Source organism: Acidaminobacter sp. QWL-03 (assembly GCF_058683855.1).
In genome coordinates this window covers 2,553,920-2,579,592 of record NZ_CM178752.1, presented here as the reverse complement: position 1 = coordinate 2,579,592, position 25,673 = coordinate 2,553,920, and the positions used below count along the sequence as shown (strand labels likewise).

The following is a 25,673-nucleotide window of genomic DNA, read 5'->3' as shown; positions in this document are numbered from 1 at the left end:
CGGCTGCCTTTTGCTGCTGGGGGGTCGCGATGGTGCTGCAGCGCCAGTCCCTCTGTATAAGACTCGCCTCTCTTCAACCAGATGACAAGATTAGTAGCTCTTCAGTGTCGTAAAGTCAGCCGCGCTCTTGATCATGCTGACGGTTTTGCCTGCTTTGAGGTAAGCGCTGTCAAAAGTGGTGTCCAGCGTGATCCACTTGTCAGTGGACTTTATGTAGACTTCGTTCCAAGCGTGGTATTCCGCGATGTGCTTGCTGTAGCCCATATTGACCTTGGCAGGAACGCCAACGCTTCTCAGCATGGCAGCCATGACAGCGGCGTAGTCGTAGCAAATGCCGGCATTCGCTGCGAGGACCGCGTCCACATCAGGCACGTAGCCGCTTTGGACCGTTTTCGCACGGTTGTAGTCGTATTTGAAGTTTTTGGTGACGTAGGTATAGATCGCTTTGATCTTCTCGTCGTCTGTTTTTGCGGTGAGGGTCAGTTTCTTTGCCAGAGCGACGACGTTGTCATCCGCGGCAAAATCGACAATTGGGTTAGCAGTTATATACGGCTCGAAGCTTTGGATCCCCTTGGCTTCAATGGTTGTCGCATCAAGACGGGTGTAGCTGGTGCCTGAAACGTTCTTGAGCAGTGCGATGGTATAGGTGCCGTCGCCCATCTGAAGCGGGATGGATTCATCCGCGAGGGACTGCACATCATAGTAGTACTTGGTGTCGCCCTTTTGAACGAGGACTTTCAACTTAGCAGTCGTGTTGACGTTGACTTTAAGTTCAACGACGCCGTCTGCTGCTTTGGCACTATTTACAGTCCAGTCAGATGGAGCGGCAAAGGAAGCTGCCGGTGCGGCCAAGACAGCCGCTGCCACGATCGTAGACAAAAGTTTTTTAAACACAAAAAACTCTCCTTTCGGTAGCTGGCTGCCATTTTACAGGCCCTTTAGCTTTGCGTCCCAGCCTTTCGACTGGTTTGCCTTTATCGGTGGAAAGTAATCTAACCCACCTATTAATTTGTGAGTTCAGTCTAGCACAATTTTCTAAAAATTTCAAGTAGGTACATTAATATTCGTCAAATGTCATGGTGTTGTAATAAAGGGGAGAAACTGGGTGTCAGACACCGAGTTTCATGGGATGCGAAACCGGGTGTCAGACACCCAGTTTCATTTCAAGAGGTTTGCCGATGGTCTGCCATAGGCAAACCTCTTGTGGTTTCTCACTGGACTAATTCGCCCTTGATAATCAGGCGCTGAGTTGCGGTCCGGATTGGGGTACAGGTCACCAGGGTAATCTCATTCTTGCTCTTGTCGCTCTTCAGCACCCAGGTGTCCTCCGGATTGACAACGAAGGATTCAGTGACTCGGTAGGTGAAGGTCTCCTGTTTCACGGTGATTTCGATCAGGTGGCCCGGGGCCAGCTCGTTGAGGCGGTTGAACATGCGGCCGTAGGTATAGCTGCGGTGGCCGGCGAGAGAATAGTTTCCAGAGCCGCCCGGGACGACGCCATTGTCAAAAGTGGCGGCAGCGTAGCGCAGGTTGTCGTTGGTCATGCCTTTCAGAACCGGCATAAGCAGATCAATGGCCGGGATTTTGATAAAGGTATCCGTCTTAGGTTTTTTGACGACGGGTTTTGGTGCCGGTTGGGTGGCCGCGGGTTGGGAAGGGGATGGAGCGGGTTCGACAGTAGCAGGAGTGTCGGTTGGAGTTTCAGTCTGACCCTCAGTCCCGGTACCGTCGTTTGTGGCAGCCTCTCGCTGTTCAGTGAGCATGGCTTCGTAGTCATCCGCATAGTCGAGATCCACGACCTGCGCATCATCAATTTCCTCCAGCGCCGAGATGTCCTCCTCAAAGGAGGACAACAGCTTATTCATTTGATAGTCATCATAAGCGCGGACCGCGGAAGGATAGAGAATAATCAGCAAGCCTGCGATGATCAGAAGCGTCGATAGTTTTTTCATGGGGGTGTCACCTCTTTTTCACTATAACGTATTAGACGTTGAAATTATAGATTTGATACCCTGTTTTAAAAAAAATATCCGGGCCACCATTTAGATGACCCGGACGGGAGGTTGAGAAAGGTTTCTCAGTCTATGGTCTTAAGGCTTTAGCCGATGGTTATTCATCAGGCCGCCCCTTGAGGACACTCTATTGCTTGTTGAACTTACTGAAAGTTAAAACTTGCGTTTCATGAACAGTCCTGCAAGAACCAGAAGTGATCCGAAGCCATAAGCGAAGTAAGGCGGAATTTCGCCGGTTTTAGGAAGTGCTGGAGGGCCTTGTGGGACTTTATCTTCGATAACTTCTTCAATGACTGGTGGAGGGCCGAGAGGTGGTTCTTGTGGAGGGATGACTTCGCGGTAGTTGCCGATGGATACTTCTGTGGTCTCATCTTGTACGACTTCTACTTCGATCATACCGTCTGCGTTGAGTGTTGGTGTTGTAATGGTGTAATCACCACGAACTTCTTTGATGAAGTAGGTGCCTTCATCGAGATTCGAGAAGACTGCGTTGCCTTGGCTGTTGGTGGTGGCGGTACCTACTAGTTTGTCATCCTCGCCAAAGAGTTGGAAGAGGATGTTGGAGAATGGAAGGTCACCAGTGTTGAAAGTTTTAGAATTGTCTACATCGAGGAATTTGAAGATTTCGATGCGGCCTGGGTCAGGGGTGCGACTTGTGGTTGTTGTGGTAGTTGATGGTGTGTAAACTCGCAAGCTAATGGTGTGATCATCTTTTATATCAGTTGTTTGATCTGAATGTGCTGTCGCCTCATTGTATACCTCTTTAGCTTTCAGATCATTTTCAGTTAGTGTATAAATACCAGTGAAAACGACTGGATCATCACCAACTTCAAGCACAACTGGGTTACCAGAAACGGTTACTTTTGGATCAGTAACATGAACATTAGTTAATTTAACATTTCCTGTGTTTGTTACTGTGAAAGTGTAGTTTATTGGTTCACCTACATTAGCATAGCCATTGTTGTTTGAGTCAACCCATGTGCCGTTTTTTACAATGGATAACGCTGCACGTTTCACAAGTGGGACTGTAACATCATCAGTCACCGGATCAGTTTGTGATGAATCTGCTGAGGCGTTATTGTAAACGTTGCCTTTTTCAATATCAGATTGCTTCAACGTGTAAGAAGCGGTAAATGTTGTCGCATCTGACTCGTTGACGTCAAGGCTGATAGGTCCGCCTATTACAGTGATACCTTCAACTAATTCGGAAACCATAACATTGGTTAGTGTTACGTTGCCTTTGTTTGTTACAGTAAAACTGAAGTTGATCATTTCGCCTGGATCAGCTTTTCCGTCCTCATTAGCGTCAACCCATGTACCTGATTTGATAAGTTCGAGAACTGGTTTTTGAGGAAGGGTTACAGTTTCTTTATCAGTGTCTGAAATAGATTCAATAGAATCCGCTGTAGCGGTGTTATCAACCTTTCCAGCATCAATGTCGGCTTGAGTGACAGCGTATTTAGCTGTGACAGTTAAAGATTCGCCTACTTGTAGTGTACTTAAAGGGAGCGTGATTGAACCGCCAAGCATTGGATCATTTAGTGTAATTCCAGTGAGCGTGACATTACCTATGTTCATGATTTCAAACACGTAGGTAATAAACTCACCAGGGTCGGCAAAATCGTCGTTTCCAGAGTTGAAAGTACCGGTTTTTGTGAGGCTAAGTTGTGGGTTCAATACCGGAGGGATGTAGTTGTAAGTGTTGGTAACAGTAGCTGATTTACTGTCACCAGCTGTAATTGTTATTTCATTTTGAGAATAGGATACATTCCAACGTGATCCTGGATCTTCTTCGGATATCACATATTTTCCTGGGAGCAGATTATCCCATGTTAACTCTTGATCATCTGCAGTAAAATCTTTTGTTAGACCATTTGGATAAGATGCACCTTCAGAGATGCCGGTTAATTTAATCTTGAACAAAAAAGTGAGGTTAGAAAGATCAGCATTTTCAATAGCTGTGATATTTTTTGTTATTTTGATTTCTCCTGTGGTAGGCGGAGTGTTCGTGATTTGAATTGTTGCTGTGTCAGATGCAGTATCATAGTTGCCATCATCATCATAGGCAATAGCTGTAGCGGTGTTGATATGATCTGCACCAGCACTGCCTAATATTAATTTGTTATTTGCAGTAAATGTGTGTGATTGACCTTCCGTCAGCCAAATTTCTTCATCACCTGTTGACCAGCTATAAATTGTACCTAATTTATCATCGTTAACAGAGGTGATTTTAACCGATTCGTCTCCATTATTTGTCACTGTGAAAGTAAAGTCAACATACTCACCGGATTCGAGAACGCTAGTACGGCTAGCAGTTTTTTCTAATGAAATGTCAGGCAGAACATCTTCAAAAGTAACAGATTCTTGATCTATCGCAATATCAAAGTTGCGATATTCATCGTATGCAGTAGCGGTTACTACGTTAATGTGATCATTGCCGAAGTTGCCTGAAATGAGCTGATCATTAAGCATAAATGTGTGGGACTCACCTTTTTCGAGCCAAATTTCATCGGCGCCTGTTGCCCATTCATATATTGTGCCCAGTTTATCATCAACAACAGTAGTGATTTTTACTTTGTTTTCGCCTGTGTTGGTGACTTGGAATGTGAAATCAACATAAGCTCCAGTCTCTGGGACTGAAGTTGGGGAAGCTGTTTTAGTGATTTCTATTTGAGGAAGGTAGATGCCGAAATAGTGACTTGGATCGGAGTCGGTAACTTGTTTGCCTGTAGTCGGATCGCCAGTTACCTTACCGATATTCACATATTGACCTGCAGTAGCTATACCTGTTGCAATACCAATCATAGATTCGCCTGGTGTGAGTGAGGTTTTTGGAAGAGTTACTTCAACTCCTTGATCATCAGTAACCTTAATGTTTTCAATAGTTACATTACCTATATTTGTCACTTCGTAGGTCCATGTAACCACATCTCCAACTGGTATCATAGGTCCAGTAGTAGTGTCTGCATCTTCTCCGTTAGTGAATTTCTCAATATCAATTGCAGGAGTCGGTTCAAAGACTCTAACACCCCATTCTTCAAAACCAGAGTCGTTTGCAAATTGTCTTCCAAACTCTGTAAATAGCACAACATATTTACCATCTTTGTTTTCAAACAATGTTTCTGGTATTAAGACTCTATAGTCTCTTTTACCACTACCTGTATTTGCTCTATAGTCCATTTTTATTGAGTTATCGCCTAGATCATAAACAATACTGGCGTCTGTGGTAAAAGTATATTCTTCATCGTCATAATTCGTGATATTTGGTACATCAGTCAACCAAACTTGAAACTTATCAAGGCTGATATACCATTCTGGACCACTCCCCGGTTCGTTAAGATCTAATTGAAACTCTCTATATAACTTCTCTTCATATACAATTAGTGGCACATTACTGAGCAAAAAAGATCTATTGAACTGTGGAGAGTTATCTTCATCAAATTGAACCTTTCTTAAGTCGCTATTATAACCCTTTTCAATACTCTTATTTGAATTAGTACGCAAAAATGAAGAAAATGTGCCACTACCTGCTGCAGCGTTTGATTGAAACATTTCCCATATTGCATTATTAATGGTTTCTGGTTTAAGTATCGGTCTATCTGTTGTTAAATCATAATTAGATAGAGCCCAGGTTGAAGGATACGCTGTAAAGGTTGGTAAAGTTAGTAGTAAAATTAGAAGTATTGACAAAAATCTACTTTTTTTACTCATTTCTCTCACCTCTCTAAATAATTTGAAATGCCTTAAATCTCTCTCTGGATGGTTCCTCTCTATATTTCCGATTGGGTCGAAGTGGAATGGTCAGTCTTCTTGAATTTCTGTAAACAAAAAGACTGCCATGACAGCAACAGGTTCGTTGTGCATAGCAGCCGGACGATCGTAGTCTATCCCTTAGACTCCTGGCTTTGCGTCCCCGTCTTTCGACGGGTTTGCCCTTGGTATGCGGTTCGGAGTAATGAATTCTGTGTTTTCAGCAGAAATTATTGTGCAACCCCCTCCTTATTTTTCTTATTAGTTCAGCCATTTAAGGTTTGATATTATATTATGTTAACCAACATAAGCATTTCCAATGGTTCCACTGATTAAATACCCTTTTCTCAAAATCTCATGCATCAAATATAAAAAATAATAAATTTAAATTTGTGTTGATAACAAAGTGCTGTGACGCTTATGAAGTTGAAAAACTATGGTATTTACTACTTTCGTCCTTGTGAATGAAAATTTTGGGGTCGTTCAGAATATTTTGAAATCTTTTTGAAACTATTTTGGGAGGATGTTACAGGACCATCGGCGGGGAGGGGGTGAAAGGAGGGGGGGTAAATCAGGTTGGAGAGGTGGATTAATGGGCAGACAAAAACCGGACCATCCAAGGACGATCCGGTTTTGGGGTTTTCTTTTCAATACTGGTATTTCAGGAATGCTCCTGCGAGGAGGAGCAGGGTGCCGAGGAGATTGAGCATGCCAATCTGTGCTTCACCGGTTGGTGGGAGTTCATTTGGCGGCTCCCAAGGGGGAGCGCCTAATGGCGGCGGATCTTCCTCAACGATTTCCGTATCAGGTGGTTCATCAGGCGGACCCAGTGGTGGATTAGGCTCCGGCGGAACGTCTTCCGTCGTAGTGTCCCTGTAGTTGCCCACGTTGAAGGTCAAGGCCTGAGTGGAGTTGATGGAGATTGGCGGGGAGAAACCATCGGCGGAAAAGGATGGGGAAGTGATGGTGTAATCGCTGACTTCCCGCAGATAGTAGGTGCCATACCTCAGGTTGGCGAAGGTGAGGTCGCCCGCGGCGCTGGACTTCTTGGTGTGCAGCAGGGTGGTCTTGTCCGCGGCGTAGAGTTCGAAGGTGATGTTTTGCATATCGAACTCGGAAGGGTCCTGGAGGTTGTTCTGATTGGTATCCAGGAACTTGTGGACGCGGATTTCACCTTTTTTATCCTGTGGGTTTGACGGTGGATCTGGGTCACCTGGTGGGTCTGGATCTGGATCACGCTTGTTGGTGACGGTGACCTCGATTGTCGTTTTCGGATTACTTTCGCTAAGTGTAATCGTCAGCGCGCCGTCGGTGGTCGTGTCGCCGGACTGGATGCTTTTCAGGGTGTAACCTTTCGGAGCATCCTCGGTGATCTTGTAGATACCAGGAGAAAGGTTGTTTAAGGTGACGGGAGTGCCGTCGCCTTTTAAGACGTGGGTGTGTGTAGAATTGTCCGGGTATTTGATCTCAATTTCAAAGGTGTCGTTGGTGCTGATGGTTTTATTATCGGTGTCGACGACTTTTTTTGTGAGGCGGAGGCTCCAGATTTTTGTGATAACCGTGGCATCTTTTTGGTTGGTGACGGTCACGTGGTGATCGAGATCATCTTCGCTAATAGTGATCTGCAGATCGTTGGTGGCGGTCAGTGTGCCGGAGGTGATGCCTTTAAGGGTGTAGTCGGTTGGAGCGGCCTCGGAAATCGTGTAGGTGCCAAGGGACAGGTCGGTGAATGGTGGGGCGGTGCCATTGCCGTTGATCATGGCCGGGGTAACAGTCTTGGTGCTGTCTGGATGTGTGATGGTGATGATGAATGGGGTGCTGTCTGTTGTGAGTGGTTCGCCCTCTGAGTTTTCAACGATTTTTTGTATAGTGATTGAGCCGGTCGGGGTGGTTTTTGGTTCGCAGAGGGTGAAGGTGATAAAGCCGTACCATGGGCCTTTGTCCGGTTTTATGATGTCACCCGGGTAGGCGGTTTCGGTGCCGGAGACCAAGTGGAGGACCAAGTACCTCGTCAGGCATTGGCCGGGGGCGAGCTCCGGAAGGGCCAGGTCGATTGGACCTATGGTGAAGTCGGTGGCCTTGTCCAGGTCTTCGTTTTTAAATGGCGCATGACCGGGATTCAGCCGGTTGGTGGGTTCCTCATCCAAGATGTAGAGGCTGTATTCATCCGCCGGCCAGTCGGGATCCATGGTGACATGGAGGGTCAGCATGCCGTCGTCGACAATGACGCTGGCGGTGCCGATCGGTTGATCCTGGCCGGCAAAGACCTGGAAGGTGCCTTGGAAGTCGTGGGTCTCATCTGCCATGGAGGGGACGCTCGTGATGATCATGGCAAGGATCATCATGAGGCTGACAAGGGTCTTTACTTTTCTTTTGATGCCTGACATTTTTCTCACCTCTCTTGTGGTCGGCACCGGGAGCTATTGAATTAGGTTGTGTACAATTGAATAAAAAAAGACTGCCATGACAACGAGACGCTGTACATAGCAGCCGGTCGACCATCGGCAGAGGTCCTGCCCTTAGGCCTTGGCTTTGCGACCCAGCCTTTCGTTTTGGTTTGCCTTTATATGGTTTAACGTTTTGTGGGTGGATGTTTAGGTTTCTTTGTGTATTGATATTCCTGTGGTATTATGTTACCCGAAAACGAGGGGGTTGAAACAGGGCGGGGGGCGGGATGTGGGGCGGATGGCGGGGAATTTTGGGGGGTGGGGGACGCGGACGGGTTTTGAGTTGGTGGACGGTAATGACTTTGTAATAATTCATTTCGCATTGAAGTCAGATATGATCCGGAGTTCGGCTTAGATTGCGAGCTGCGCTCCATATGAAATGAAAAAGAACAACCTTTTCGTGAGCAAGCTCCCGAAGGGATTGTTCTTCTTCACTCTATACACATCTGTCAGCTTTCGTGAAAGAGTGGGCCATCCGTAGGATGGCCCGATAGGTGAGAGATATTACACTATTAATTGAAACTTTAAACGGTTAATTAAAATCATCTGCTGCGTCGTTTCAGATAAGCGCCTGCCAGCATCAGCAAGGATCCAAAGCCATACGCAAAGAATGGTGGGATTTCACCGGTGTCTGGGAGGGCGAGTGGGACTTCTGCCTCAGGGATTTCTTCGATGACTTCGACAACTTCATCGACAATTGGTTCAGGTGTTGCGACGTTGCGTCTGTTGCCGACTTCAACGAAGACTGTGGTGGTTGAGTTGACGCGGATTGGATCGCTATAACCATCGGCGCCAAAATTGTCGGAGGTGATGGTGAAGCCAGGATTCATTTCTCTGAGATAATAGGTGCCGAAATCGAGATTTCTGAAGGTCAGCGTGCCGTTCAGGCCAGTTTCGAGGGACTCAATGAACACTTTATTCGCATCGTAGAGCGCGAATTCCATGCCGTTCATTGGGAGTTCTGTCAGTGAGGTTTCATCAAATTCCCCATCGTTATCACTATCGAGGAACTTGAAGATACGGATGTCGCCATAGTCCGGATCAGGGTCAGGATCGCGGCGTTCACGGTAGCCAGTGTAGCTGCTGGTGTCGCGAGCGACAATTGGTGTGCCTTCCACTGGGGTAAAGGTTGCGGTGCCCTCATTAGTGTAATCGCCTAGGGTCGCTGTGCCGGTCTTGCTGAGTGTTTCAGAGGCACCTGGAGCAAGAGATGAGATTGTGCCAATTGGACTGCTGAATTTATTGTCTCTGACCACAATGTCAGTGAGCGTAACGTTGCTTGTGTTGGTGACTTTGTAGGTCCAAGTGACGGTGCTGCCGACAAGGATTCGGCCAGCGTTGTCAAGGCCATTGGTTTTCTTGTCAATAGTGAGGCCGGTGTTAACCTCAGCAGGTACGGTTTCGGTGTCTTGATCTGTTTCGGTCTGATCTGAATCCGCATAGGCGGTGTTCATCACATAACCTCGGTCGAGGTCAGCAAGTTTGATGGTGTAGGAGCCAGTGTAACTCCAGATTTCGTCAACGTCCAGTTTGCCATCTTCATCCGAGTCACCGGTAGGACCGGTCAATGTGCCGAGCAGCGGGTCAGAAACGGAAATGCCCGTCAGAGTGATATTGCCGGTATTTTCAACGGTGATGGTGTAGTGAATGATGTCGCCTACAGCATCGAAGCTGGTTTCAGCCGCGTCCTTGATAATGTCGAGGGATGGATTCTGATCAGCGGGAACAGTTGCGTCGTCGCTGTCCTGCCCGGTTTGGTCGGAATCCGCATAAGCGGTGTTGTCGACTTTGCCGGCATCGAGATCCGCTTGCTTGACGGTGTAGGAACCATTATACGTCCAGGTTTCTCCAACATCCAGCTTGCCTTGTTGTCCGGTGTCGCTGACTGGGCCGGTCAAAGCGCCCAGCAGCGGATCTGTGACGACGACGCCCGTTAAGGTCACGTTGCCAACGTTTTCGACGGTGATAACGTAGTCAATCACGTCGCCGACTGCGTTGAAGCTCTCATCGGCAGCAGTTTTTATGATGTTGAGGGCTGGGCCTTGTGCAGACGGTACAGTTTCGCTGTCGCTGACTCTGTCAGTCTCGTTGGAGTCCGCATACGCCGTATTGTCTACTCTGCCAAAGTCAATGTCGTCCTGATCTACGGTATAAGTGCCGGTGTAGGTCCAGATTTCGCCGACTTCGAGCAAATTATCAGTATCCATATTGCTTGTAGGACCAGAGAGTGTGCCGATGGTCGCATCTACCACTGTCACGCCCGTCAGTGTAATGTTGCCAGTATTTTCTACCTTGATCGTATAGTGGAGCACATCGCCGACCTTGCTGAAGCTAGTCTCTGCTACCGTTTTATCAATTGCTAAGGCTGGAGTCTGAACTGCAGGAACTGTTTCACTGTCAGTGTCAGGTCCGGTCTGGTCAGAATCCGCGGTGGCAGTGTTGTCGACCTTGCCGTTATCAAGATCAATTTGTTTGATCGTGTAAGTGCCGGTGTAAGTCCAGGTTTCGCCAACGTCGAGCTTACCCATCTGTCCGCCGTCACCGCTAGGTCCGGTGAGTTCGCCGAGAAGAGGATCACTGACTGTCACACCAGTGAGTGTCACATTGCCGGTATTCTCCACGGTGATGGTGTAGTGGATGATATTTCCGACTGCGTTGAAGCTCTTTTCAGTTGCGGTTTTTGTGATGTTGAGTGCTGGATTTTTAACTGCCGGAACAGTTTCGCTGTCCGTGTCAGGACCGGTTTGGTCGGAGTCTGCTGTGGCGGTGTTGTCAATTCGGCCGAAGTCGAGGTCGTCCTGATCTACGGTGTAGGCACCAGTGTAGGTCCAGGTTTCGTCGACGTCGAGTTTGCCATTCTGGTTCGCATCACCAGTAGGTCCGGTGAGGGTACCAAGAAGTGGGTCAGACACCACTATGCCGGTTAAAGCGACGTTGCCCGTGTTATCAACGGTGATGGTGTAGTGAATAACGTCTCCAACCGCGTCAAAGTTTGCTTCAGCTGCGGTTTTTGTGATGTTGAGAGCTGGAGTTTGAACTGCAGGGACAGTTTCGCTGTCAGTATCTGGGCCAGTTTGGTCAGAGTCTGCTGTAGCGGTGTTGTCGACACGGCCAAATTCCAGATCTGCCTGAGTTATGGTGTAAGTGCCGGTATAGGTCCAAACTTCACCTACGTCCAGCTTGCCTTGCTGACCAATGTCTCCGGTAGGGCCGGACAAAGTGCCGGTCAGGAGTGGGTCAGATACTGTGACACCAGTGAGCGTGACGTTGCCGATGTTTTCAACTTCGATGGTGTAATGAATGACATCACCAACGGCGTCATAGTCGGACTCTGCAGCAGTTTTTGTGATATCAAGGGCAGGGCCCTGTGAAGAAGGGACTGTTTCGTCGTCGCTGTCGCGGTCGGTTTGGTCAGAATCCGCGTAAGCGATGTTGTAGACGGAACCGGCATCAATATCCTCTTGAGTGACTGTATAGGAACCGGTGTAGGTCCAGGTTTCACCAACGTCGAGTTTGCCAGCTTCTCCTGTGTCAAGAATTGGACCAGTCAGTGTGCCAATTTTGGCATCTGTGACTGTCACGCCGGTGAGAGGTATATTGCCAGTATTTTCAACTTCAAACGTGTAATTAATCACTTCGCCAACCTGTGAAAAGCTGGATTTGTCTGCGGTTTTTGTAATGTTGAGGGATGGATTTTCCTGAATCAGCACGTTGGTCGGTTCGAAATAAACATTGTTGCTGACTTCAGGATCGTCTGTAATCGCGGAGACCTCAACTTTGTTGAGGAGGTCGAAGCTGCCTGCGGGTGGAGAGGAGATGCCGCCGCGACCATCGGCAGAAGTTCCTGGGAAGTTATTGACAGGTGCTTCTGGGTCGACTGTGACATTAACAGTGAGGACTTTGGATTCACCTGGAACCAATGAGAACTCAGGCCATGTGACAATGCCTGCGCTATGCATGCCACTGTCGGAAGCGCTGACGAAGGTGACATTGGCGTCCAAAGTGTCTGTAACGAGGATGCTGTTCGCGACGGTATCAGGAGAATTGTTTGTGACGGTAATACTGTAGGAGAGGTCGCTGCCGACGACAACCGGATCAGGGCTGTCAGATTTTATGATGGAGAGGTCGGCATCCTCTGTGAAGAAATCACCGGCTTGGAGAAGAGGAACGGTTTGGTTGCCTGTGTTAATAACCTCAAGGGATGAATCTGAGGTATAAGCATCTCCCATGCCGGTTTGGATATTGCCATTGACTTTTTCTGGGATATCTTTTTTCAGAACGACCCAGAGTTCAACGACGACCTTATCACCGTCATCCAGTCCTGTGATAGTAACTTCGCCTACTATTTGTTCGTTGTTAGTTCCGGTGTTAGTGACACTCCATTCCAGGGAAGATACGGTCGCGTTCCCGCCTGGATCGGTGGTGCCGACATCGCCATAATCTACAAAGGCGCCAATGACACCATAGTCAGGGTCAAAGCCAAAATCAGCGCCATTGGTAGTCTTAGTGAGCCAGTAAGGTTCAATGACGATGGTGCCATTTTCCGGGGCGGTGCTCCCTGACACCGAGATGACGACTTCAAATGGGACAATTTGACCAAGTGCAAGACTCTTAGGCATCAACGATTCTACAGCGTCAAAGTCAGAACTTGCATTTGTCGGGCCGTAGGCCACTGCATCAGGCAAAGGATCATTCTCCCTGCCGACGACTGGATAGTCAACGTCAGATGGCTCCCATTTCGGATAGGTGGGTGCGTAACTTTTGTTATTGAGTGCAGGATCAGCAGCAGCCCAGTTTACGGAATAACTGCCGCCCGCAGCGATGGATGGAAACATCATGGTTGGTAGGATGAGAATCACCGCTAACAGCATTGCCAATAATCTTGATGGACGTTTCATAAAACTCACCTCGCTCCTTTGCATTGTTTATCTCTGTGTTGTGAACTCGAAGGAAATGGTTCTGGAAAAATAAAAAGACCGCCATGACAACAGAGTGGTTGTACATAGCAGCCGGACGACCATAGTTTAACTTTAGGCCCAGGGCTTTGCGCCCCTGCCTTTCGGCAGGTTTGCCCTTGTATGCGGTTTGGTTCATTGTGTTTTGCTGGTCTGTCAGTATTATGTTACCCAAAATGTTAATAAATAATCATTTAAACATGGGAGGGTAGTGATATGAGGATGTTAGAGATGTACAAGTGGTTTCATAGTGGATAGTTACCCAATGATCTATGGTTCATGCGTTAAATGATAATGAAAATCGTTTACATTATGATCAATTTCCACATCATCAGATGTGTCCCAGAGAGACTGGCGTCTATTGCCCCGCTATGCTGCGCTCTGGTCGCGGGCTGCGCCCTATATAAATAAATATGCCCCCATGCGTCAGAGAGCAAGCTCTCTGACGCACAGGGGGACTGAATTTGCATCTCACACTATCAGGCATGCACCTCGCTCCGCCTCAAACCCAGTTGCGCAGGGTTAAAGGCTGCGCTTCGGTTAGGGCTGCGCCCTATTGCGAAAGTTCGACCTCAAGCTTACAGACGTGCCCCAGAGCGGCTGGCGCCTATTGCCCCGCTATGCTGCGCTCTGGTCGCGGGCTGCGCCCTATATAAATAAATATGCCCCTGTGCGTCAGAGAGCAAGCTCTCTGACGCACAGGGGCATATTTATTTATGCACGTCTGTTAGCCTTACGCGCAAAAAGACCAGGCCACGGATAAGGTGACCTGGTTAAAGAGAGGCGAGTATTTATTCGAAGCGTTTAAGGAACATCCCGGCGAGCATTAAAAGCGCACCGAGAATATAGAATGAGGTTGGTGGTAATTCGCCAGTTTGAGGGAGTGCGAGTGGGACTGGCTCTTCGATGACAATATTGTCTGACTCAAGTTCTCTGTCAATGTCATTGCCGACGATCATGGTGATGGTAGCTTCGGAGTTTACGGTGATTTGCATGAAACCATCGGCATCAAAGCCGCTCGTGGTGATGTCGTATTCGCTCATTTCTTTCAGGTAGTAAGTGCCAAATGCAAGGTTGCTGAAGGTGAGGTTGCCTTCGTTGTCGGTTTGTTTGCTGCTGAGCATTTCGGATTTATTTGCATTGTAGAGCTCGAAAGTGACGTTTTGCATATGGAACTCACCAACATCTTGCGTGCCATTTTCGTTTTCATCCATGAATTTATGGATTTTAATTTTACCGTTTTCATTGTCGTCATCTTTGGTGAAGTAGTGGGCCATGTCGGAGTCGGTGACTTTTTGTGACCCGTAGAAGCCTTCGACATCGGCTGTATTGCTGTGCTGACCATCGATTGATGAGACAGTGATGATGTCGCTGGTGTCGGAATCGCCAACATTCAAGCTGGATGCGACGCCAGTGAAGTCGAAGTCGGTATCGTTGACTTCGATGTCGGTCAAGCGATAGTCGCCAGTGTTTTTAACGACAACTTTGAATTGGACGGTGCCAGGGTAGGAAGCACGAGGGCCTGGGGCGTTTTCTGCATCATCCCAGGTTTCGCCGCCATCGACAGAAACATATTTTTTGATGGAGATGTCTGGGTCGTTGTCGTCGCGGCGCTCATAATCGCCATAGTAGTGTGCCATGTCGGAGTCTGGGGTGACGGCCATTTCATTGTACTTCGCGTTAACTGTGGCTGTGTTGCTGTGTTGATACCTTTCGGCAGGGACTGCGATGACATTGCTTTCGTCTTGGTCGCCAGCTTCAAGGGAAGTCACAATGCCTGTGAATTCAAAGTCGGGGTCCGTGACGACAATGTTCGTGAGGTCAACATTGCCAGTGTTTGTAACTATGACTTTGAATCTGACAGTGCCTGGAAGGCGAATGGTTGGTCCGGTAGGGTTGTCGGCATCATGCCAAGTTTCGCCGCCATCGACAGAGACGTATTTTTCGATGTCGATGGATGGTCTGTGGGTTTCATAAGTGATGTAGTGCGCCATATCGGAGTCAGGTGTGATAGCTTCTTCTTCGTGTTCCGCATTGACAGTAGCGGTATTACTGTGCTGCCCAAGAATAGATGGAACAGTCAGGATATCGCTGGTATCTACAGCGCCTGCTGCGAGTGAAGAAGCAACACCGGTGAAGGTGAAATCTGAATCCGTGACGACGATGTCAGTGAGAGCGACGTTGCCGGTGTTGGTGACAACGACTTTGAATTTGACAGATCCAGGATAAGAAGCGGTTGGTCCGGTAGGGTTGTCGGCATCATGCCAAGTTTCGCCGCCATCGACAGAGACATATTTTTCGATGTCGATGGAAGGTCGATGGGTTTCATAAGTGATGTAGTGCGCCATATCGGAGTCTGGTGTGATAGCTTCTTCTTCGTGTTCCGCATTGACAGTAGCGGTATTACTGTGCTGCCCAAGAATAGATGGAACAGTCAGGATATCGCTGGTATCTACAGCGCCTGCTGCGAGTGAAGAAGCAACACCGGTGAAGGTGAAATCTGAATCCGTGACTACGATGTCAGTGAGAGCGACGTTGCCGGTGTTGGTGACAACGACTTTGAATTTGACAGATCCAGGATAAGAAGCGGTTGGGCCGGTAGGGCTGTCGGCATCATGCCAAGTTTCGCCGCCATCGACAGAGACGTATTTTTCGATGTCGATGGATGGTCTGTGGGTTTCATAAGTGATGTAGTGCGCCATATCGGAGTCTGGTGTGATAGCTTCTTCTTCGTGTTCCGCATTGACAGTAGCGGTATTACTGTGCTGCCCAAGAATAGATGGAACAGTCAGGATATCGCTGGTATCTACAGCGCCTGCTGCGAGTGAAGAAGCAACACCGGTGAAGGTGAAATCTGAATCCGTGACTACGATGTCAGTGAGAGCGACGTTGCCGGTGTTGGTGACAACGACTTTGAATTTGACAGATCCAGGATAAGAAGCGGTTGGGCCGGTAGGGCTGTCGGCATCATGCCAAGTTTCGCCGCCATCGACAGAGACGTATTTTTCGATGTCGATGGAAGGGTCATCCTCCTCATCGCAGACATAGAATGTGATATGGCTAATTTGAGGTTCTTGACCAGCTTTATTTAATGGAGGATATAAATTTGTTCCACTCATTACTGGGTGATCATAGGTGAAAAGATTGCCATATGGACCACCTTTAACGAAGATGTGAGTGATAGGAACATTTGAGGTCCAATCAAAATATTCTATTCCGTCAATTAATTTCTTGGTAATAGTGAAATGGTAGTCATCTTCGTTCAGGGTAAAAAGCTCACCCATTTTGATATTGTTTACATTATCAATTTTGTATCCTTTGCACATGTCACCCATATTAGGATCATTGCCAAAAATTTCAGTTACAATATAAGACGTTTGTGCCAGCACCGGTACTGACATTCCTAAAATTAATATCAGGATCAGCAGCAGACTGATGCCGGTTTTCAATGTGGTGCGCATAGTCTCGCCTCCTTTGAGGTATAAAACAGAAATTAAATATGGTCCCAATTAACTGCCTCTCGCTTTTCTTTCGCCTTCGGTTTTAACCCGCCTCCTTTTATATCTATTTATCGACTCGCGGCAAATAAAAAAGCTGCCACGACAACAACACGTTGTACATAGCAGCCGGACGACCATGGTATTGCTTTAGGCCCAGGGCTTTGTGCCCCTGCCTTTCGGCAGGTTTGCCCTTGTATGTGATTTGGTTCAGTATGTATTGATGATCTGTCAGTATTATGTTACCCAAAAACGACATATAATAATCAATAGTTTAACAAAAATCCAGTATTATCAACGCTCTGAAAGTGCTACAGATCTGCAATAACTATGTAGTAAGGCTGATCACTTGAGGGTGTGGTCCATCTTTGAACTTAGTGCCATTGAGAATATTACAGTCCGCGTCACCAACTTCAACTCAGGGGCAATAGGCTTCAGGCCGCGCGGACAACTTTCAATTTTGGGGCCGAAGCTTGTGAAAACCATTCTCAACCCGTGTAAGTTACCCATTGCTTCCAAATAAAGGCCCCTGGCGTCAGCGGACGCCGGGGGCCTGCATTGAATACAAAAAGAGGCCAGGCCGCCGGGAGGCAGCCTGGCTGCAAAGAGAGGCGAGAGGGGTTATCTCAAACGTTTTAGGAACATCCCAGCAATCATGATCAAACTGCCGAGAATATAATAGGATTCAGCTCCGACTTCGCCGGTATCTGGGAGTGCCAGTGGGATAGGCTCTTCCACAATTTCTATTTCTGCTGGAAGTTCAACAACGACGGGTACTTCTAGAACGTCTCTGATGTTTCCAACTGTGATGATGAGGACATCATCGGAATCTATTTCGATTGGTTCGCTGCTGAAACCATCGGCATCAAAGCCTTCGGTAGTGATTCGGAAGTCGCTGACTTCTCGCAGGTAGTACTCGCCGAATTCGAGGTTCGGGAAGGTGATGACGCCTTCGGAGTCGGTCATCTTGGTGCTGATGACTTCATCTTTCTCGTCGTCATAGAGTTCAAAGGTAATGCCAACCATTTCGAATTCGTCGGCGTCAAAGATACCATCCTCATCTGAGTCCAGGAACTTCTGGATGCGGAGGGTGCCGAACTCAACTGGGTCATCGTCATCATCGTCGTCATCGTCGCGAGGTGGCGGCGGTGGGGACTGCCTGTAGTTGCCAACGTAGACGTGCAGGGTTTCTTCTTCGTCCAGATCCATGACTTCAATGAAGCCCTGGCTGTTGACGGAAGTGGTGATGATTCTGGAACCGAGCTCATCGAGGAAATAATCGCCAGGCTCGAGGCCGCTGAAGGTGATCATGCCGCTGCTGTTGGTGGTTCCGGTGGCGATTGGGTCATCGTCATTCATGGATTTGAAGAGTTCAAAACTGACGTCGGAGAGCCATGATTCGTTCTCGTCTTTCACGCCATCGCGGTCAGTGTCGTTGAATTTGTGGACGATGATGGTACCAGGTTCTGGCTCTGGTTCGTCAGGAATGAAGTTGCCGACATAAACCACTTGAGTGGTATGCTCTTCATGGAGGTGAATGTCCATCTTGCCATCTTTGAGATCCTCAGGTGCGGTGATTTCAAAGGTGCTGTGTTCTTCGAGGACATAGTGGCCAAATTCGAGGTTGTTGAAGACCAGTTTGCCGTCTTCATCTGTTTCGCCGCTTGCGACTTCCATCAGAGAAATGGCTGATTCACTGGTGGATGGCATGTCATGTTCCATGAAAAGTTTGAATTCAATATCTTCAAGGGCAGGTTCACCGTTATCCCAAATGCCGTCTTTGTCTACATCGACAAATTTCCAGATGGTGATAGCGCCAAACTCTTCTTCCTCTTCACTAAAGTAGTTCCCAATTCCAATTTCAAGCGGATTTTCAAAATCTTCGCCGCCGACCTCGATCATCATGAAACCGTCATCGTCGAAGCCTGGTGTCGTGATTTTCGCGCTGCTGTGCTCTTTTAAATAGTAGGTGCCAGCTTCGAGACCGCTGAAGAGAAGTTCGCCGTCCTCATCCGTGTAACCGTGCTGGAGAGGGTTTTCGTCTTCAGGATCTTCGAAGAGCATGAAGTGAATGTCTTCGAGGAAATCGTCGTTGCCGTTCATTTTGCCGTCTCGGTTGAGGTCTTCGAATTTAACGATTCTAACGTCGAAGGTGTCATCCGGGATAATGTTGCCAATTTCGACTCGGGTGGTTTGGTCTTTGTTGATGGAGATGGAGAGGAGACCATCGGTAAAGACTTGTCCTGTGATTTGGTAGTCGGACAGTTCTTTAATGGTGTACTCGCCAACCGGGAGGTTGGTGAGCTCGATCAGGCCGTCGTCATCCGTAGTGAATGGGGAGTCTTCGAGTGCCTCGTCGTCTTCGTTATAGATTTCGAACTCGATGCCGGAGAGGGCATGCTCGTCGTCCTCGTCAAATTCGCCGTTCTCGTTCATGTCGTGAAATTTAAAGATAGTCAGGCTGCCGAATTCAGGGTCTGGTTCGTCAGGCTCGCAGATTTGAATGTGGATGTAGCCGAACCATGCGCCGCTGCTCTCTTCAGAGTCAATAACCGTGCCGGCATAAGCGGTTTCTCCGCCGACAGCCAGGTGAAGGATGAGATAGAGATCCTGACACTGGCCTGGGTTGAGATCATCGAGGTCAAGGGTTATTGGACCGATGTCAAAATCTTCTTTTGCTGGATTAAAGCTTCCTTTGTGTTCAGCCTGGCCAGGTGTTGGACGTGAGTCTGGCAGGGTATCGAAAATGTCCAGATGGAACTCGCTGGCTTTTTGGCCATCATCCAGGTTCACGTCGATGGTTAACTGGTCGCCATCGATCATCACGGTGGCTTCACCGATCACCATATTCTGACCTGCCGTAATATCAAAAGTACCTTCAAAGTCGTATGCCGTCACCGCCAGTGACGGAAAGCTCATCAGCACCATGGTCAACATTATGCTCAAACTCAGAAGCCGCTTAACTTTTCTTTTCATTCCTAACATTGTTCTCACCTCTCGCTTTCTTAGTATTCGTAATCGCCTCAAATGCGTCACTTGCTCTCAAGGGCAAATAAAAAGCTGCCATGACAACACAAAACGGTTGTACATAGCAGCCGGTCGACCATAGCTCGCACTTTAGGCCCTGGCTTTGCGTCCCCGACTTTCGGCGGGTTTGCCCTTGTATGTAATGAGGTTTTGTGTGGCCAGGCAGTTACAGGGGTCAGAGGGAGATTTGCTGTGGATCTAAAACTATGTAGTGTGGCGGGGTGTTTAAAAATTTTTAACTGCTTCTTGATAGTGCATAGTTACCCTGGCAGAAGGGGTTTAAGCGTTTTTCGATAATGATTTTCATTAACAATATGATCAAAAAAGGGGCGTAAGTTGGGTGACGCGGACGGATTCAGAGTTGGTGACGCGGACAACTTTCAAACTGGTGCCAGAGCTTGTTAGGATGGCCTCCTCAAGTCACAAAAGGCGCCCCCGAAACCCCGGGAGCGCCTTAGAGCTTATTACATACTACTCAGATCTCCACATTGTGCCGCATTAGTTCCCTGGCATTCTCACAACTGCGTGAGCTGCGACGTAGACTGGACCTGTAGCAGCGATACTGACACCATCCTCATATGGGAATTGGCCAGGGGAGTCAGTCATCTTGCCGTTTTTGAGTTTTGGAAGATTGGATGTGCCAATCCAAACATGAGTGTCCATCAATTCAAAGCCGTCCAGCATGTGGTAGGTCACGGTGACGTAACCGCCGGAGTAAACAATTTCAACATGTCCAACTAAAGTGCCATTTTCTACAATGTTGCCGCCAGCGCCAGCGATTAAGTCGTGGATTTCGCTATATCCATCGGTGATAGGACCAATATTCCAGCCCCAGTTGTTGGATTTCACGGAATCCAAGTTTTTGTTATTACCTAGTGCCCAAGCGGTTTCATCGTGGTATGCCATAGTGTTAGTGATTGTCACCATGGCAGGTGAGACTGCGCCTGCAACGACCATCACAGATTGCGGACTGATGTTGGAGGTGAAGTTTTCACTGCCGACAAATGCCAGCTCTGTGAAGGTATATTCACCAGGGATCAAGTCGTCCAAAGTTACGGAACCAGATCCGGTTACTTGATCGATCTCAATTACAGCTGCAAACCCTAACAGATAGGAAGGACCAGTCACGACTACGACGATTTCTTCAGGCCATAAGGTCCCATCGCCGCCGATGAAATTCTTAGTGATCGTCAGCGAACCCGTCATGAAGACGTTCGTGAATTCAACAGATGCCACTTCGCCGTTTTCCACTTCGATTTCAATTGGAAGGGTTGGTGCCATCCAACCGGATGGAACGTTAACTTCAGTGATTTCATAGGTGCCAGGAAGGAGATTTTCAAGTTTTACATAGTAGCCATCAGCTTTTTCAAGTGTCACATCCAGACCGTCCGGATCATAGGAAGGTCCTTCAATGTGAATGTCAATTGTCTCTGGAAGCATGGATTCTTCAAATCCCACAACGCCTTCGTAATCGAAGAGTTTGGTGATTTCCAGATCACCAGGGACGTAGACGTTGGTGAAGCTGATGGAGACGAGACCATCGGCTAAAACTTCTTTATTAATTGGAAGGTCAGGCGCCTCCCATTCGTCCCCAACGTTGATTTCGTCAATGCTGTAGTCGCCAGGGATCAGGTTTTCAAGCTTCACGTAGTAGTCGTCAGCTTTATAGAGTGTGACATCCAAACCATTCGGATCATAGGAAGGTCCGGTGATGTGAATGTCAATAGAGTCTGGCAGCATGGATACCTCAAATCCCACTACGCCTTCATAATCAAAGAGTTTAGTGATCTCGAGGTCGCCAGGAATAAAGGTGTTCGTAATTGCAACTGTAACGATCGGTTCTGCGCCAGCCACTACAGAAGCAGGTGATCCGTTGATCAAAGATGACCACATGTCAGAGCCTGTGAATTCGAGCTCGTCGACGGTATAGTCACCAGGGATCAGGTTGCCGATGGTCACTTCGCCAACACCCAGTTCGCTAATAGGGATGTCTACTTCCATACCGAGTGGATAGGAATTGCCGGTGACCATGACAGTGATCTCTTCAGGCAGCATTGTAGCTGGATCAAAGCCTACAACGCCTTCAAATTCAAATTCTTTGGTGATTTTTAACTCGCCAGGTTCAAAGGTATTCGTGATGTCAACCTTAACAGCCGTCAATGCGCCTCCGACTACTGTTGCAGGTGAGTCTGAAATTTCCGAATCCCAAGCCTCAGAGCCTTCAAAAGTGAGCTCTTCAACAGTGTAGTCACCAGGAATCAGATTATCAAGGAGTGTCTCGCCTTCGCCAAATTCATCAATATCAATGTCGACGACAGTTCCCAGTGGATAGGAAGCACCGGTGACCTTGACTGAAATAGAAGCTGGCAGCATGGTGTCAGCATCAAAACCTTCAATACCCTCAAAGTCGAATACTTTGGCAATGAGGAGCTCACCAGGGATGAAGGTATTGGTAATCATAACTTCAACCACTGGATCAGCGCCAGCAATGACTTCGACCATTTCTGGATCAATGTCTGAGTCCCAAGCGTCTGAACCTGTAAAGTCAAGCTCTTCAATAGTGTAGTCACCTGGTATGAGATTTTGGAGAAGCGTAGTGCCATCGCCAAGATCGTCAATATTGATTGTGACTTCTGTTCCGCTTGGATAAGAAGGTCCAGTGACCTTGACTGTGATGGAATCTGGCAGCATGGTGGCGCCGTCAAATCCGAAGATGCCTGCAAAGTCAAAATCTTTAGTGATGCGAAGCTCACCTGGCATAAAGGTGTTGGTGATGGAAACGACCACAGCCTCTGAAGCGCCGCCGACGACTTCGACAGACTCAGGGTCAATGTCGGAATCCCACAACTCTGAACCGGTAAATGCCAGTTCGTCCACCGTATAATCGCCAGGAATCAAATTGTTGAGCGTTACTTCGCCTATGCCTTCGTCGTTAATAGTAATATCAACTTCGGTCCCTGCAGGATAGGAAGGACCAGTGACTTCGACCGTAATAACATTTGGCAGCATGGTTTCTTCATCAAAGCCTACTATGCCTTCGAAGTCGAATTCTTTAGTGATTTTAAGAGAACCTGTCAGGAAGACGTTCGTGAAATCGATTTCAACGACGTCGCCTGCGATAACCGTAGCATTAATTGGGACATCCGGCGCATCCCAGCCTTCAGGAACATTGATTTCCGTAATGCTGTAATCGCCAGGGAGCAAGTCTTCAAGAAGGAGAACATAATTTTCTGTTTTCAGAAGACTGAAATCTTCACCGTCAGGTAAGAAGGAAGGTCCGGTAATGTGGATATCAATGGACGCAGGTAGCATCTCATCCGTAAACCCTTCAACGTCTTCATAATCGAAGAGTTTGGTGATTTCCAGATCGCCGGTATTAGTATTCATAAAGTTAACATTTGTTTGGGTAGTGTGAGTCGTCGATAACTTGACCTCCCAGCCATAGTCACCACGACCCAGCTCGTCGTAATTATCAGCATCATTAACTAGATCAAGTGGCAGTTTCCACCAGTTCGTATAAGCGCTGCCAGTCAGATCACTTTCACCAGTCGTGCTGTCATTTGGATAAGTTTGACTATAACCAGCCTGCATGGATTCGCTAAGTTCCCATAGCAGATTGTAAGGCAGATCAGTGAATTCAAAGAAGCCATTGACATCCGTTGTATCCTTGAATTCGACATCCGGAATAGCATAAAGATCAGTTCTAAGGAAAATATCCCACCCGGATAGTGGTGTATCAATCGCCGGTTCATAGATCCCATTTGCATTTACATCTCGATATTTATAACCGGAGATTTTTCCAGTTTCTCTATCAACATCAGGAATTGGGATGGTTTTCTCTCCGCCGTCACCGTTGTTGATGTAGGCGTAGGAGTGTCCGCTGGAGCCAGGATAAATATAGGATCCGAACATAGTACTATTCAGGAAGTCTTCATCATAGACGTAGCCGCCCCATTTGTCAGTAGGAAATTGCGTATAGACATAGGCTAAAGGAAGCTCGCCAACGTTTTCGAAGGTTGCAGTATTGTTCCAGATAAATGTTCTGGATAGGTGAAGTTGAAAATAAAGTGCGACTTCTGTAGGATAATCCCCAATATTAGCAGGATTATAAGGACCAAATCCAAGGGCATCAAGAAGTTGATCACGCGTGACAAAAAACACACGAACCATGTCCGTTTCTGTGCCGGTTCCACCGCTTAGAGATTTGTTGATCTGCGCCATATATTCAGATTCTGTCAGTACAATTGGAGCGAAACCGTCAAAGTAGTATTCGTTTGGTTCGCGCTGTGCGTCATCCAGATCCTCAAGATCGCTGATGACCCATGGTTCACCTTCACTATTTGGAAAACCAAAACCATCGGCATCAGTAAGAGGTGTCGTGCTGACAGAAATATTTCGGACTAAGTCATAGAAGCGCCCATCGTCATAGAAATCGAATGCGGCGCCCAAGTTTTCAAGTACAGCCCAGTCGATATTCGTCACGACCGTCTGAAATGGAACCCACTCGCCTTCTTGATAAGTTTTGCCCAGGTTGCCGGGAGTCCAGCCGCCGGAAATGCTTTTACCTGAGGTTGAAATGCCATAGCCATTGGCAGTGAGGTCGTTTACGCCTGCATAGGCAGACGGGATCAGCATTGTCAAGGCCATGACCGTTACCAGAATTAACGCTAAGAGGTAGCGTAGCACTTGCCTCTTAGGGGTGAAATATTCTGACATAAAAGTCACTCCTTAAATATTTTCAAAATTGTGGGTGTTGATTCAAATTGGTATTGAGGAAGATTGATATCTATTACAATAGCGATTAAACTTTCCCATACGCATTCCGCCTTTCAAAAAATGAAAAAGACCCCGTAATGGGGTCGGTTACGCCATTGGCTCTTCCCGGATCACAGGCGTCCAAAGTTCAATCCGGGGATCATCGCCACCACCAAAGCATAGCTGGCCAAGGCGCGGTCCGCGGTTAAGCAGGTGACGCTTGGGGCTATGTAGGGCTTGACAGTGAATTATGTCCCCATTATACCCGAGGTTACAAAAGGTTAACATAATGCTCATATTGTTCGAGTTGTGGTCATATTGTCGATTGAGGTTGGTGACGCGGACAACTTTCAACTTGGTGACGCGGACAACTTTTAAAACGGTGCCAGAGCATGCGATAACTATTCTCAATCACGCGAAGGTGGAAGAGGGTGTCTGACAACCCCTTCTTTCCGCAAAAAAAAGATAATGCCGATGGTCGACCATCGGCATCATCCTTATCTTCTTACTCTCTTTAAGAACTACTTCGCCAGCAATTCCTCATAAGGCCACTTGCTCTGACCATTTTCAAGGATAAAGAGGCGCTCTGGGGCAACGCCCTGAGCCGTGAGATAATCAATGGATCTCGTCGCGCCGCCGGCACCGCCCGGGCAGATGACGATAATCGGTTGTTCCCCGGCAAGATCCGGCAGAATTGCCGCGAGCTTCGCCTCATCTTCAGGCGTTTTCACCGGATAAGCATAGGTCGGAACCGCGCCCTCGATGTGGTGGGCGTTCCACTCGTCCTCGACCTGGATGTCAAGAAGGATGATGTCCTCTTTGTTTTCAATGGCAGCCTTGGTCTGGTCCGCCGTATAGTACTGATAAGTTTTCTCCTCAGCCGCCGGCGCAGATGCCGCAGGCGCTGGCGTTTCTGCCGCTGCCGGAGCCGGAGCAGGTGCTTCTGCGGTTCCGGATGAGCAGGCAGTCGCCGCTGCGGCAAGGGTGAGGACTAAAAGTGCTGCAAAAAGCTTTCTTAACATGTAAAATTTCCTCCTGATCTTGTGGTATTGGAATGCAACGGTAACAGAATACCACATTTTATAATATGTTGGGCATCGAAAAATTCGATTGTAAATTAAACCAAATCAAAATATTTTATAAAATAAAGAGAGGGTGCTGCCGATGGTCGCCCATCCACAACACCCTCATGCAAAGAAACTCGGTGTCAGACACCGAGTTTCACCTACG

General features: G+C 47.8%; 9 protein-coding genes and 6 riboswitches. All 9 genes read right to left on the bottom strand.

The annotated features are described in order from the left end of the window. Nucleotides 1-90: 90 nt before the first annotated feature. The gene (locus tag AC4PHM_RS12045) at nt 91-894 is read right to left on the bottom strand and encodes a transglutaminase-like domain-containing protein (protein WP_492018006.1); all 804 of its coding nucleotides are present in this window, start codon (nt 892-894) and stop codon (nt 91-93) included. A gap of 13 nt (nt 895-907) precedes the next feature. After that, nucleotides 908-983: riboswitch (cyclic di-GMP riboswitch) on the bottom strand. Between the two features lie 228 nt (nt 984-1,211). Next, nucleotides 1,212-1,952 (bottom strand): class D sortase, encoded by a 741-nt coding sequence (locus AC4PHM_RS12040; RefSeq protein ID WP_492018005.1) that lies wholly within the window; start codon nt 1,950-1,952, stop codon nt 1,212-1,214. 213 nt (nt 1,953-2,165) lie between these two features. Continuing rightward, entirely contained in the window at nt 2,166-5,723 is a 3,558-nt protein-coding gene (locus AC4PHM_RS12035) for a DUF7507 domain-containing protein (RefSeq protein ID WP_492018004.1), read from the bottom strand. A gap of 150 nt (nt 5,724-5,873) precedes the next feature. Next, nucleotides 5,874-5,956, bottom strand: a riboswitch (cyclic di-GMP riboswitch). 453 nt (nt 5,957-6,409) lie between these two features. Then, nucleotides 6,410-8,149 (bottom strand): MSCRAMM family protein, encoded by a 1,740-nt coding sequence (locus AC4PHM_RS12030; RefSeq protein ID WP_492018003.1) that lies wholly within the window; start codon nt 8,147-8,149, stop codon nt 6,410-6,412. A 95-nt stretch (nt 8,150-8,244) separates the two neighbouring features. Continuing rightward, a riboswitch (cyclic di-GMP riboswitch) is annotated at nt 8,245-8,334 on the bottom strand. Nucleotides 8,335-8,751: 417 nt separating this feature from the next. After that, complete coding sequence (locus AC4PHM_RS12025) at nt 8,752-13,107, bottom strand: DUF7507 domain-containing protein (RefSeq protein WP_492018002.1); 4,356 nt, start codon at nt 13,105-13,107, stop codon at nt 8,752-8,754. A gap of 103 nt (nt 13,108-13,210) precedes the next feature. Continuing rightward, nucleotides 13,211-13,292: riboswitch (cyclic di-GMP riboswitch) on the bottom strand. Nucleotides 13,293-13,955: 663 nt separating this feature from the next. Then, a complete protein-coding gene (locus tag AC4PHM_RS12020; RefSeq protein ID WP_492018000.1) occupies nt 13,956-16,625 on the bottom strand; it encodes an SdrD B-like domain-containing protein in 2,670 nt (889 codons plus the stop codon). Nucleotides 16,626-16,782: 157 nt separating this feature from the next. Further along, nucleotides 16,783-16,864: riboswitch (cyclic di-GMP riboswitch) on the bottom strand. A 418-nt stretch (nt 16,865-17,282) separates the two neighbouring features. Continuing rightward, nucleotides 17,283-19,646, bottom strand: coding sequence for a SpaA isopeptide-forming pilin-related protein (locus tag AC4PHM_RS12015; protein ID WP_492017999.1), 2,364 nt, complete (start codon nt 19,644-19,646; stop codon nt 17,283-17,285). Nucleotides 19,647-19,748: 102 nt separating this feature from the next. Further along, nucleotides 19,749-19,830: riboswitch (cyclic di-GMP riboswitch) on the bottom strand. 356 nt (nt 19,831-20,186) lie between these two features. Next, entirely contained in the window at nt 20,187-24,404 is a 4,218-nt protein-coding gene (locus tag AC4PHM_RS12010) for an MSCRAMM family protein (protein WP_492017998.1), read from the bottom strand. A 560-nt stretch (nt 24,405-24,964) separates the two neighbouring features. Beyond that, nucleotides 24,965-25,465, bottom strand: a complete 501-nt coding sequence (locus AC4PHM_RS12005) for a rhodanese-like domain-containing protein (protein WP_492017997.1) — start codon at nt 25,463-25,465, stop codon at nt 24,965-24,967. Nucleotides 25,466-25,673: the final 208 nt, after the last annotated feature.